Raw genomic sequence first — 12,833 nt, 5'->3', positions numbered from 1 at the left:
GGGGTATGGCCGGTTCTAACCGGCCGTACCACTCACGACCTCTCTCGGCAGGCTCGCCCGCACCACGCGCGTGGCCCGGCCTTGGGTGAGGGAGGCCCTCACCCAGCTGCCCTGGGGTACGCCATGGTCGGCTTTCCTCTCAATAGAACCGGCCGCAACACTCACGAGTCTTTTCGGCGCTCGGCGACCGCGTAGACGCGGCGGCTCATGCAGTCGTTGGTGGCCTGCATCTCCTTGAGTCCGGCGAGCAGTTCGGCGGGATCTCGGCCGTCCTCGGCGGCGAGTTCCTCGACGGACTCGATCATGAGGACATTGGTGCGGTATTGGCGTTCACGCCACTGGTCGGTTTCGGCATAAGTAAGTACTGAGAAGCCCGCTGCTTCGATGACCGGCCGATGATCCGACAACTGGGGCGGACGTCCGTACGGCTGGGTGTGGTAATCCCAGGTGGTCAGCAGCAGCCGTCCGCCGGGAGCGGTGATCCTGGCCAGTTCGGCCAGCGCTTCGGCTTTGTCAGGTGCGAACAGCAGTGCGTCGATACTCATAACGGCTTGCAGGCTGCCAGTTGCACTATTCGTATCCGTGAACGAGCCGAGCCGGAATGTGGCCCGATCGGCCAGTCCGAAAGTCCGGGCCTTCTCGCGGGCGGCTTCGAGTGCCGTCTCGGCGATGTCGATTCCGATGAGCTCGGCGTCACACTGAGCGGCCAGCCAAATGCCGGGTCCACCTCGGCCACAGCCGATATCGGCCAGCCGGTCACCCGCTGAAAGCCGGCAATCTTCGGCCATTCGGTCGAGTTCGCTCACCGTGATGTAGCTGTGGGTGTCCAAGGCCGCCGGGTATTCGTCGCCATAGACCTCCGCCCAGATCCGATGGTGACCTGGGGAGGCCGGTCCGCGGAATCCGTCCGTGAAGATCTTTGTCCAATTCTTGTCCACCATGGTCATCGCCTCCTGGCGCGGAACGCGGTGACGATTATCGGCCGGTCGAATTCGCCGGACGCCGTTTCGGGCCTGCTCGCCAGGAACTCTTGCGCCGTTCGGAGTATCGCCGCCCTTTTCTCACTCGGCGCGGCCAGCACATGTGAATGAGTGCCGAGCGTCCGCACGAGACTTTCCGCGGTGCGACGCTGCTTATGGCGAAAAGTTTCCTGTTCGGAGGGGGCGAAGTCGGGGTGATCGGGTAATCCTGCGGCGGCCGCCGCCCATGTCCGGCCAGTCGGCGTACCGAGCAGCTCGCCGAATTCGGACACCCAGGGCACTGACAGATCGTCGTAGTTCCAAAGCGGAACCAGAACACCGCCAGGTCGCAGTACTCGCGAGATCTCGTCGAGTGCCGGCCCGGTATCGAACCAGTGAAAGGCCTGGCCGACGAAAACCGCGTCCACTGAGGCCGCTCCGAGCGGAATCCGCTCGGCATGCCCATCAAGAGCGGTTATCGCCGGAAGACGGCGGCGGAGTTCCGCCAGCATCTGTTCATCGGGTTCGACCGCGGTGACCGTCAACCCCAGTTCAACCAGCGTCGTGGTCAGTTTTCCGGTGCCCGCGGCGAGGTCCAGTACGTTTACCGGCGCTTTCACCGCACCGGACAGTCCCCAGCGCACGGCGGAAACCGGGTAATCGGGCCGGTGCTCGGCGTAGGCGGCGGCAGCTCCACCAAAGGAGGTGGCCCGCTTGGCCCGTAGTTCGTCGGATATAGGGGTCGACTCGTTGCCCATGCGACCGGTATTACACCAATTCGCGGCAGCCTGTGGCCGCATAGAGGTAATCCGGTTGGCGTAGCCGAGTGACGTGTTCGTACGCTATACCCATGACCGAAATCCCCGTGTCCGAACACGCGCCCGAAGACGACCTGCCCGAACAGATGCGGGTGCGCCGGGACAAGCGCGACCGGATAATCGCGGAGGGTATCGATCCTTACCCGGTCGAGGTCCCCCGAACGCACTCACTGGCGCAGGTGCGCGCCGCGCATTCCGATCTTCCCGTCGACGTCGCCACCGGTGAGATCGTCGGGGTGACCGGCCGGGTGATGTTTATGCGCAATACGGGCAAACTGTGTTTCGCCACCCTTCAGGAAGGTGACGGCACCCAGCTCCAGGCGATGCTGAGCCTGGCCAAGGTCGGCGAAGACGCGTTGAACGCGTGGAAATCCGATGTCGACCTCGGTGACCACGTATTCGTGCATGGTGAGGTCATCACTTCCAAGCGCGGCGAACTCTCCGTGATGGCCGACGCCTGGCGGATCACTTCGAAGTCGCTGCGGCCGCTGCCGGTAGCGCACAAGGACCTTTCGGAGGAAACCCGCATCCGTCAGCGTTATGTCGACCTCATCATGCGGCCGCAGGCCCGCGATGTGGTCCGCACCCGCGCCGGAGTGGTCCGTTCACTGCGTGAATCCTTCCATCGCCGCGGGTTCCTCGAGGTCGAGACCCCGATGTTGCAGAACATGCACGGCGGGGCCGCTGCCAGGCCTTTCGTCACTCATTCCAACGCGTTCGACCAGGAGTTGTTCCTGCGGATCGCGCCCGAGTTGTTCCTCAAGCGCTGTGTGGTCGGCGGGATCGAGAAGGTCTTCGAGATAAATCGAAACTTCCGGAACGAGGGAAGCGACTCTTCCCACTCGCCCGAGTTCGCGATGCTGGAGTACTACGAAGCGTATGCGACCTATGACTCCAATGCGGTGATGACCCGTGAGTTGATCCAGGAAGCCGCCGAGTCGGTTCTGGGTTCTCAGGTCGTTACTCTGGCCGATGGCAGTGAGTACGACCTTTCGGGCGAGTGGACGACGTTGCGAATGTATGACTCGTTGTCCGGTGCACTCGGTGAAGAGGTCACTCCCGAGACCCCGAGTGGCAAGTTGCACGCATTCGCGCAAGCGCGCGGCATCGAGGTCGACCCGAAGTTGGGCCACGGCAAACTGGTCGAGGAACTGTGGGAACACCTCGTCGGCGATCATCTGCACGAGCCGACATTTGTCCGGGATTTCCCGGTCGAAACCTCGCCGCTGACCAGGCAGCACAGGTCACAGCCCGGTGTTGCGGAGAAGTGGGACCTCTACATACGCGGATTCGAACTGGGCACCGGGTACTCGGAGTTGGTGGATCCGGTGGTGGAACGGCAGCGTCTTGTCCAGCAGTCCATGCTGGCGGCCGCCGGTGATAGTGAAGCCATGAGCCTGGATGAGGATTTCCTCCGCGCCCTGGAGTACGGAATGCCGCCGAGCGGCGGTGTCGGAATGGGTATCGACCGGTTGCTGATGGCGCTGACCGGGCTGGGTATCCGTGAGACGATCCTCTTCCCCCAGGTTCGGCCTGAATAACCCGGCGGAGTGACAGATCCGTTCCGGCAACTATCCCCAATCGAGATTTGCGTTATCCTGGGGCAGAGGGTATTAATGTCGTAGACAATGGCTTCTGTCCCGGGGCATGCCCCGTCCCGATCATTCGAGCAAGCCCCAAGCAGGAGGAAACACCGATGGCACAGAAGGTGCTCGTCTCTCTCGTCGACGATCTTGATGGCACGGAAGCGGAAGAGACCGTTGAGTTCGGTTTGGACGGCGTGAGCTACCAGATCGATCTCTCCGGTGAGAACGCCGAGGAATTGCGCGACGCGCTCGCCCAGTATGTCGAGCACGCCCGCCGCGCCGGTGGCCGTAAGCGCGCCGCCATTCGCCCGACCGCCAAGGTGGCCGCCCGTCCCGCGACGGTCGACCGTGAGCAGAACCAGGCCATTCGGTCATGGGCTCGCAAGAACGGCTTCCAGGTTTCCGACCGCGGGCGCATCCCGTCCGAGGTCGTCGAGGCCTACCACAAGAAGAACTGAGTCGGCTGCGGCACGCTTGCGCCGCGATCGGGCAGCCCAGAGGGCCGCGGGGAGCAATCCCGGCGGCCCTCTTGTCTTTTGTCACGTAGTTATGAATGCCTTTATGACACGGCAATCGTGTAATCGATCTCCCGGTCCGCATGATCCGCTCGCGCTGCGTCATTGACCCGGTACAACAGAATCGCGGCGGTCTCGGCCATCGGGACCGATCGATCGGGCACCCGAATAGCTGACGCGTTTGTCCAAGACAGGTCTTCGACCGGTGTGCGGTAATGGGGCATGGCCGACCTGTACCTCTCGATGACCTCCGCCGCGGGCGCGTTCAAATCCGTCGTGGCGGCGCTGCGCGAAGACGATCTCGCCAAGCGGACACCATGCGATGACTACACCGTGCGCGCTCTGGTGAACCACCTTCTTTATTGGGGCCCATGGCTCGTCGCCGCCGGGCGCAAGGAGCCTGCGCCCGCCGTCGAAGGCGGCGAGTCGGACAATGACCTGACCCAGTCCGATTGGGCCACCGCGCTCGAGAAGCAAACTGACGAACTGATCGACGTATTCGGCAGGCCCGGCGCGCTCGACGGAATGTCGAAGATGGGCTCGGTCGAGATGCCCGCTTCGGTCATCGCCGGAATGGTCCTCGCGGAACTCGCGCTGCACGGGTGGGACCTCGCCGTCGCCACCGGCCAGGAGCTGACGATCGACGAGGACACGGCGACCGCGTTGTACGCGGCCGCGGACGGCATGGCCGAGCAGGCGCGGGCGATGGGCGTGTTCGGGCCGGAGGTGCCTGTGCCCGCCTCCGCGTCGACGATGGACCGCGCGCTGGGCCTCGTCGGGCGCGACCCGGCGTGGCGGCCCTGAGCCTCTGACCGTCGTGCCCGCTCAGGACTTCGGCGTCGAGCGTGGGCAGCCGTCGCACTCGGAGGCCGATGCCAAGAGATAGGAGAAGCAACAGCTCTCCTGACGGCGCGTCCAGCCGTTGGCGCCGTCGAGCCGCAGTGTCGACGCAGCCGTGAGTGGCGCGTGGCGGGAGCCGAGCACCAGCGCGGCGTCCGCCACGCCCGCGTCCGGCGTGCCGGCGGACCACAGTGCGGTGTCGAGCGCGTCCGTGGCGGCCGCCCAGAGCGTTCGGGTGCCGAGACGGCTCATCGGCCCGTACGCGCCGATGAAGCGGGTGGCGTGCGCGAGGTAGCCGTCGCGCAGCACGGCCGCGAGCGCCTGCTCGTCGGCGACGACCGTGGCTTCGGGGCGCGCGGCGCCGGTGTCGTCCGGCAGACAGTGGAAGGTTTCGCCGAGCAGCGCGATTTCCTCCGGGTGCGGACGGTCGTCCGACAGGCGGAAGGCGAGGCGGGAGGCAGGCACCCGGCGCTCGTGATGGAACAGCAGCGCGGCCGCCCGTGCGGGAACGTGCAGGTACCAGGACGCGATCCAGGCGGCGACTGTCCGTGCGGGCACCTCGTCGTACTGCGTGCTCAGCCAGGCCGCGAGCTTGCCCTGCCAGGCCCGGAGCCGCTCCGGGTCGTCGAGCAGGTCGTCGCAGCGCAGCCAGCCCGGTTCGGCCGGCACGCCGAAACGGAGGCCGCTGAGCTGCTGGATTCGCTCGATCCGGTGGACCGAGGTGGCCAGTCCGTCGAAATCCGGGTCCGTACCGGTGCCGCACGAGGCCCGCTGGGAATACACGACAGGCCCCCTCGGTTCACCCCATATGGCCACTCTCCGTGACCAACCAGCCCAATATCTTAGGTCTGCCTAACCTTACCTAAGAGGCCGGTTTCCGCCAAGCGAGTGCGATTCTCACTGCTCGGACGCCTGTTCGCGCTGAGCGGACAAGGGGTCTCGCACGGAATCGTGGGTGAACCCGGCACGTTAAGGGTTGACGTAGAGGTACAGGTCAACCGGATGATGGACGAGCGCCCCGGTTGAAATCCGAGTGGCGTGAACGGACCGCAAAGGGCCGTAGTGGTACGCCAGCGCGACCACATGGCTACTAGAGTGGTCTTACGGTGCTGAATCCATCGCGGTGAAAGCACGACGATGGACTAGGGCCGCCGGCGCAGCAGTCGAGGGAGTGCACATGTTTGAGAGGTTCACCGACCGCGCGAGGCGGGTGGTTGTGCTGGCTCAAGAAGAAGCCAGGATGCTCAACCACAACTACATCGGCACCGAGCACATCCTCTTGGGTCTGATCCACGAGGGTGAGGGTGTCGCCGCCAAGGCGCTGGAGTCACTGGGTATCGCGCTGGAGGGTGTCCGCCAGCAGGTCGAGGAGATCATCGGCCAGGGGCAGCAGGCCCCGAGCGGTCACATCCCCTTCACCCCGCGTGCCAAGAAGGTGCTGGAGCTGTCACTGCGCGAAGCGCTGCAGCTCGGGCACAACTACATCGGCACCGAGCACATCCTGCTCGGGCTGATCCGCGAGGGCGAGGGCGTCGCCGCCCAGGTGCTCGTCAAGCTCGGCGCCGACCTGAACAGGGTCCGCCAGCAGGTGCTGCAGCTCCTGTCCGGCTACCAGGGCAAGGAGCCGCAGGAATCCGGCTCCGGCCGTGGCGAGGGCACCCCGTCGTCGTCACTGGTGCTCGACCAGTTCGGCCGCAACCTGACCGCGTCGGCCCGCGAGGGCAAGCTCGACCCGGTCATCGGTCGCGGCAAGGAGATCGAGCGCGTGATGCAGGTGCTCTCGCGGCGCACCAAGAACAACCCGGTTCTCATCGGCGAGCCCGGCGTCGGCAAGACCGCCGTCGTCGAGGGGCTCGCGCAGAACATCGTCAAGGGCGAGGTGCCCGAGACGCTCAAGGACAAGCAGCTGTACACGCTGGACCTCGGCTCACTGGTCGCCGGTTCGCGTTACCGCGGTGACTTCGAAGAGCGGCTCAAGAAGGTACTCAAGGAGATCAAGACCCGCGGCGACATCATCCTGTTCATCGACGAGCTGCACACGCTCGTCGGCGCGGGTGCCGCCGAGGGCGCGATCGACGCGGCTTCGATCCTGAAGCCGATGCTCGCCCGCGGTGAGCTGCAGACGATCGGCGCGACCACGCTCGAGGAGTACCGCAAGTACATCGAGAAGGACGCCGCGCTGGAGCGCCGCTTCCAGCCGATCCAGGTCGGCGAGCCGTCGCTCGAGCACACGATCGAGATCCTCAAGGGCCTGCGCGACCGGTACGAGGCGCACCACCGCGTCTCGATCACCGACTCGGCGCTGGTCGCGGCGGCCACACTGGCCGACCGCTACATCAACGACCGGTTCCTCCCCGACAAGGCGATCGACCTGATCGACGAGGCCGGGGCCCGGATGCGTATCCGCCGGATGACCGCTCCGCCGGACCTGCGCGAGTTCGACGAGAAGATCGCCGACGTGCGCCGGGACAAAGAGTCGGCCATAGACGCTCAGGACTTCGAGCGGGCCGCGCGCCTGCGCGACGAGGAGAAGACCCTCCTCGGCCAGAAGGGTGAGCGGGAGAAGCAGTGGAAGGACGGTGACCTGGACGTCGTCGCCGAAGTCGACGACGAGCAGATCGCCGAGGTCCTCGCGAACTGGACCGGGATCCCCGTGTTCAAGCTCACCGAGGAGGAGACCACCCGCCTGCTGCGCATGGAGGACGAGCTCCACAAGCGCATCATCGGCCAGGAGGACGCCGTCAAGGCCGTCTCCCAGGCGATCCGGCGTACCCGTGCCGGCCTGAAGGACCCCAAGCGGCCTTCCGGGTCGTTCATCTTCGCGGGCCCGTCGGGTGTCGGTAAGACCGAGCTGTCGAAGGCGCTGGCCGCCTTCCTGTTCGGCGAGGACGACGCGCTCATCCAGATCGACATGGGTGAGTTCCACGACCGCTACACCGCTTCGCGGCTCTTCGGTGCCCCTCCGGGCTACGTCGGCTACGAAGAGGGCGGGCAGCTGACCGAGAAGGTGCGGCGCAAGCCGTTCTCGGTGGTGCTTTTCGACGAGATCGAAAAGGCGCACCAGGAGATCTACAACACGCTCTTGCAGGTGCTCGAAGACGGCCGCCTCACGGACGGCCAGGGCCGCACGGTCGACTTCAAGAACACGGTGCTCATCTTCACCTCGAACCTCGGTACCTCCGACATCTCCAAGTCGGTGTCCTTGGGCTTCGCGTCCGGCAATGACCAGGGCACGAAGTACGAGAAGATGAAGCAAAAGGTCAACGAGGAAATGAAGAAGCATTTCCGCCCGGAGTTCCTGAACCGGATCGACGACATCATCGTGTTCCACCAGCTGACCAAGGATCAGATCATCATGATGGTCGATCTGATGGCCACCAGGGTGGAGAAGCAGCTCAAGGCCAAGGACATGGAGCTCGAGCTCACCGAGAAGGCGAAGGCGCTGCTCGCGAAGCGCGGCTTCGACCCGGTGCTCGGTGCCCGGCCGCTGCGTCGCACCATCCAGCGCGAGATCGAAGACCAGCTGTCCGAGAAGATCCTGTTCGGCGAGATCCAGCCGGGCCAGATCATCGTGGTCGACGTCGAAGGCTGGAGCGGCGAGGTCGAGGACAGGGACGACGAGGCGAAGTTCACCTTCCGCGGTGAAGCCCGGCCGACCGCTGTCCCGGACAGCCCGCCGGTCAGCATCGCGGCAAGCGGTGACGACGCGGGCGAAGCCGAAGCAGGCTGAGTCCATTAGGCACTGAAAGAGCGGCTCCCCTTTCCGGAGGGGAGCCGCTCTTTTCGTATGATCGATTCCATGGACGTGCTGGGGATCGATTTCGGGACTTCGAGCACGGTCGCGTCGATAGCGGTCGGCGGGCAGCTGCCCCGCCCGATCGAATTCGACGCCTCGATGACGATGTCGTCGGCGATCTTCGTCAACGACGACGGCACGCTGGTCGTCGGCCGCGAGGCCGAGCGCAAGGCCAGGCTCGACCCGAGCCGCTTCGAACCCAACCCGAAGCGCCGCATCGACGAGGGCACCCTGCGCCTTGGCACGCACGACGTCCGCGTCACCGACGCTTTCGCCGCCGTGCTGCGGCGGGTACGCGAGGAGGCCGAGCGCGCGCTCGGCGGGCTTTCCCCCGGTCAGGTCCGCATCTCGCACCCGGCGCGCTGGGGCGCTTCGCACCAGGCCGTGCTCCGCGAAGCCGCCGCGCTGGCGGGTTTCGGCGGGACGATGCTCCTGGTCCCCGAGCCGGTGGCGGCCGCGGCGCACTACTCGGCGACCGCGGGCCGCCCGCTCGGTCCGCTGGCGGTCTACGACCTCGGCGCCGGCACCTTCGACTGTGCGGTGGTGCACGGCTTCTCGGTGCTGGCTGACGACGGTTTCGCCGATCTGGGCAGCATCGACATCGACGACGCATTGTTGATGCACATCGGCCGCGAGGTCTCCCACCGCGATCCTCAGCAGTGGCAGCGAATACTGCGCCCGGTCAGCACCTCGGACCGGCGCGACCGGCGTGCGCTGCTGCAGGACGTCAAGGGCGCCAAGGAAAGCCTGTCACGCCACACGTCAACGGCCGTTCCGATGCCTGAGCCGTTCCAGGACGTCATGGTCACCCGCGCGGAGCTGGAAGCGTTGGTGCGCCCCAGTTTCTTGCGCAGCGCGGAGCTTTTCGCGGCGACGATCCGCGCCGCCGGGCTGACTCCCCGGCAGCTGGGCGGCGTCTACCTGGTCGGCGGGCCGAGCCGGATGCCGCTGCTGGCTTCGCTGCTGCACCACCAGATCGGGATTCCGCCCGCCACCCGAGACCAACCCGAAACGGCGGTCGCGCTGGGGTTGCACCACGTTCCGGCGACCGGTGGCTTCGGGGACCTGACGGTCCCGGCCTTCGCCCCGGTCCCGCCTCCGGCGCACCCGCCCACCCATCGCCCCTGGTGAGCCTGGGAAAAAAATCCCAATGCGGCGTTCGTCAGGTTTCAGCCTCCCAATGTGGCTTTCGTCAGCTCTGAGCTGACGAAAGCCACATTGGGGGTTCCAGAGCTGACCAAAGCCACATTGGGATTTTTTTAGCTGGATCCGGGCTGGTCAGGGGGTGGGGTTGTCGGTGCAGCGGGTGCCGGGGGCCGGGAGGGTGCGGTTCAGCAGGTAGGTGGTGATGGCCGCGCGGGCGCAGGCGCTGTGGCCCTGGCCGGAGTGACCTTCGCCGACGAAGGTGAGGAGGCGGGCGTTGTCCAGGGTCCGGGAGAGGGTGACGGCGTCGCGGTACGGGGTGTCCGGGTCGCCTGTGGTGCCGACCACCAGGATCGGGGCCGAGCCGGGTGCGTTCCACGGGCCCGGGTAGCGGCTGGCGCGCTGGGCGGTCCATTTCTGGCAGGCGTTGGCGTGGGAGTGGTCGTAGCCGGGCGGGCCGTAGGCGGCGATCGGGCCGAGGCGCGGGCCTGCCGCGGCTGCCAGTGCGAGGCGGACGCGGAGCTCGAAGCGGCCCGGTGAGTAGACGCGGTCGGCGCATTCCACCGCGACGTTGGCTGCGAAGAAGCTCGACGAGTCGCTGAGCGGGTACAGCAGGTCGCCGGTGCGCTTGGTGGCCGCCTCCTGCAGCTCCGTGGCCAGCTTGCGCCAGGCCGAGGTGCCGCCGTTGAGCTCGAAGATCATGCTGTACGCCAAAACGGAGCCGTTCGCGAGTACCTTGCCGTCGGCGTCGCGGACCGGGTCCTTGTCGAGGGAACGGACCAGGCGGTCGAACGCCGCGTGCGGGTCGCCGTCGCCGAACGGGCAGGAAGCCTCGTGAGCGCACCAGTCCAGCATCCGGTTGAGTGCGCCTTCGATTTCGACGTACTGCCAGAAGTCGTAGCTGTACGGCCGGTTCGCGTAGGTCTCGGGGTCGTAGGCGCCGTCCAGCGCCATCACGCGGATGCGTTTGGGGAACAGGTTGGCGTAGACCGTGCCGATGAACGTGCCGAACGAAACGCCGAAGTAGTTGAACTTCTCCTCGCCGAGTGCCACGCGGATCTGGTCCATGTCGCGGGCGACGGACTCGGTTCCGATGTACGGCAGCATGGCTCCGCTGCGTGCCTGGCAGGCCGCGTTGAACCGCGCGGCGAATGCCTGCCCGCGTTCGAAGGTCAACGGCCGCGCGTCTTCGAAGGCCTGCCGGGTCTCTTCGTCGGTCAGGCACTGCACCTGCCCGCTTTTGCCGACCCCGCGAGGGTCGAAGCCGACTATGTCGAACCGCGCGGCGAGTTCGGGGAACCGCGGCAGGAGGCGTTTGGCGAAGCCGATTCCGGAGCCGCCGGGACCACCAGGGTTGACCAGCAGCGCGCCGACGCGGTGTGCGTGATCGGTCGCCTTGTGCCGGTTCACCGCGAGCGGGATCGTGCCCAGCGAGGGGTTCCGGTAGTCGCGCGGCACTTGCAGTGTCGTGCATTCGAAGCCATCGCCGCAGTCGGTCCACGACGCGGTCGCCGCGGCCCATGCGGGCAGGCCGGAGGTGAGGACGAGTAGCGCGGTCAGCACCGCGAGGCAGCGGCGGAGAAACATGGTTACCCCCATCAACGGGGTCACCGGCTCGCACCGGTGACCCCGTCAGGTCAGTGGCCCAGTGAGACGTGCAGGAACTGCGCGTTGGTGTCGTCGGGGACGTTGTTCTTGTCGCCACCGTTGGAGGTGGTGATCCACAGTCCGCAGTCGGGGCTCGGCTCGACGGTGCGGACGCGGCCGAACTTCCCGTGGAAGTAGGCCACCGGGGTGCTGGTGGTGTTGCCGTTGATCTTCATGACCCACAACGCCTCACCACGCAGCGCGGACATGTAGATGATGTCGTGCACGATCGCGATCCCGCTAGGTGACGCGTCGACCGGTTTCCAGGTCTGGACGGGCGCCTTGAACCCCGGGTTCGCGCAGTCGCCGACCGTGCCTTCGCAGGCGGGCCAGCCGTAGTTGCCGCCCTTTTCGATCAGGTTCAGCTCATCGAGGATGCTGTTGCCGAACTCGGACTCCCACAGCCTGCCGCGCGAGTCGAACGCGAGGCCTTCGAGGTTGCGGTGCCCCATGCTCCACACGTAGCGGGCGTTGCCGCCGATGGCGTAGAAGGGATTGTCCGCGACCGGTGAGCCGTCCGGGTTCAGCCGGAGGATCTTTCCGTTGAGCGAGTTGACGTCCTGCGCGTTCGCCATGGTCTGGCCGTCGCCGACGGAGGCGTACAGCTTGCCGTCGGGGCCGAACCGCAGCCTGCCGCCGTTGTGGAACTTGTTCTTCACGATCCCGGCGAGCAGCACCTGCTCCGACGCGAGATCCAGCGCGCCGTGCTCGTACTTGATCCGCACGATCCGGTTGTCGGTCTCACTCGTGTGATAGAGGTAAACCCAGTGGTCCCAACGGAAATGTGGCGAAAGCTCGAGTCCGAGCAGTCCGCCCTCGCCGTTGGTCCCGACGACGCCGGGCACCTTTCCGGCGACGGTCTTCGTCTTGCCATCACGCGAAAGGCGGTTGACGGTCTGCGCGTCGCGGTCGCCGTAGAGCGCCGAACCATCCGGCAGGAACGCGAGGCCCCACGGCACGTCGGTCTCCGGCGCGATCGTCGTGACCTCGCCGACGGCATCCGAGCCGCGCCGCGTGGTGGCGGTGACGGGTGCGCTGTCCGGCGAGAGGTTCTTCGCGGCGTCCATCGCGCGGACCGTGAATGTCTGCGCGGTTTTCGGGGCCAGTCCGTCGATCGAGCCGCTCGTGCCGGTGAACCAGCCGACCAGCGTGGCGCCCGAATAGACGTTGTACCGCTGCACGGCCACGTCGTCGGTGGACGCGGTCCAGCCGAGCGCGATGCTGTTCGCCGAGACCTTGGTGACCTGCACGCCCGTCGGCGTGGTCGGCGGGGTGGTATCGGCCGCGAACGCCTCGGCCGGGGTGAGCACACCCAGCGCGAGCGGTATGGCGCAGACCATTGCCCAGGTTCTTTTCATGAACATCCGCCTTCGTCGAGACAACAGGGGCGACGGCGGAGTCGGCTAAGACTAACAAGGACTCGTGCGCGTTGCGGGGGGGTGTAAAACCCCCCCACGCCCCCCCCCCCCTAACGGGGGGGGGGTGAGCGGGCCCGGGAGTGGGGAAGCGGCCCGGGGGTTGGGGCGGGG

General features: G+C 66.4%; 9 protein-coding genes and 1 pseudogene. 5 read left to right on the top strand and 5 right to left on the bottom strand.

Features of this window, described 5'->3' with window-relative positions:
* Nucleotides 1-161: 161 nt before the first annotated feature.
* Both ACFV15_RS15630 and ACFV15_RS15625 read right to left on the bottom strand, forming a co-directional pair.
* Nucleotides 162-941 carry an SAM-dependent methyltransferase gene (locus ACFV15_RS15630; protein WP_378351123.1) on the bottom strand — a complete coding sequence of 260 codons (780 nt, stop codon included), beginning with the start codon at nt 939-941 and terminating at the stop codon, nt 162-164.
* A 2-nt stretch (nt 942-943) separates the two neighbouring features.
* On the bottom strand, nt 944-1,717 hold the full coding sequence (locus tag ACFV15_RS15625) for a class I SAM-dependent methyltransferase (RefSeq protein ID WP_378351122.1): 774 nt from the start codon (nt 1,715-1,717) through the stop codon (nt 944-946).
* A gap of 92 nt (nt 1,718-1,809) precedes the next feature.
* Here ACFV15_RS15625 and lysS point away from each other — a divergent pair, with 92 nt between their 5' ends.
* From lysS to ACFV15_RS15610, 3 genes are all read left to right on the top strand, one after another.
* Nucleotides 1,810-3,318 (top strand): lysine--tRNA ligase, encoded by a 1,509-nt coding sequence (gene lysS, locus ACFV15_RS15620; protein ID WP_378351121.1) that lies wholly within the window; start codon nt 1,810-1,812, stop codon nt 3,316-3,318.
* Between the two features lie 155 nt (nt 3,319-3,473).
* Complete coding sequence (locus tag ACFV15_RS15615; protein ID WP_091288249.1) at nt 3,474-3,821, top strand: Lsr2 family protein; 348 nt, start codon at nt 3,474-3,476, stop codon at nt 3,819-3,821.
* A gap of 279 nt (nt 3,822-4,100) precedes the next feature.
* Nucleotides 4,101-4,682 (top strand): TIGR03086 family metal-binding protein, encoded by a 582-nt coding sequence (locus ACFV15_RS15610; RefSeq protein ID WP_378351120.1) that lies wholly within the window; start codon nt 4,101-4,103, stop codon nt 4,680-4,682.
* 21 nt (nt 4,683-4,703) lie between these two features.
* Here ACFV15_RS15610 and ACFV15_RS15605 read toward each other — a convergent pair whose 3' ends face one another.
* The gene (locus ACFV15_RS15605) at nt 4,704-5,501 is read right to left on the bottom strand and encodes an iron-sulfur protein (RefSeq protein ID WP_378351119.1); all 798 of its coding nucleotides are present in this window, start codon (nt 5,499-5,501) and stop codon (nt 4,704-4,706) included.
* A 394-nt stretch (nt 5,502-5,895) separates the two neighbouring features.
* Between ACFV15_RS15605 and ACFV15_RS15600 the strand changes: the two genes are divergently transcribed.
* Entirely contained in the window at nt 5,896-8,448 is a 2,553-nt protein-coding gene (locus tag ACFV15_RS15600; RefSeq protein WP_378351118.1) for an ATP-dependent Clp protease ATP-binding subunit, read from the top strand.
* A gap of 69 nt (nt 8,449-8,517) precedes the next feature.
* Nucleotides 8,518-9,639 (top strand): annotated as a pseudogene (locus ACFV15_RS15595) (Hsp70 family protein); the annotation flags it as partial.
* Nucleotides 9,640-9,792: 153 nt separating this feature from the next.
* Here ACFV15_RS15595 and ACFV15_RS15590 read toward each other — a convergent pair.
* A complete protein-coding gene (locus tag ACFV15_RS15590; protein WP_378351117.1) occupies nt 9,793-11,244 on the bottom strand; it encodes an alpha/beta hydrolase in 1,452 nt (483 codons plus the stop codon).
* Between the two features lie 50 nt (nt 11,245-11,294).
* The gene (locus tag ACFV15_RS15585) at nt 11,295-12,662 is read right to left on the bottom strand and encodes a PQQ-dependent sugar dehydrogenase (protein ID WP_378351116.1); all 1,368 of its coding nucleotides are present in this window, start codon (nt 12,660-12,662) and stop codon (nt 11,295-11,297) included.
* Nucleotides 12,663-12,833: the final 171 nt, after the last annotated feature.

The sequence above is a fragment of the Amycolatopsis sp. NPDC059657 genome, assembly GCF_042734395.1.
In the GTDB taxonomy this organism is placed as follows: domain Bacteria; phylum Actinomycetota; class Actinomycetes; order Mycobacteriales; family Pseudonocardiaceae; genus Amycolatopsis.
The sequence above is the reverse complement of the archived record's forward strand: the minus strand, read 5'-3'. Positions and strand labels throughout refer to the sequence as shown.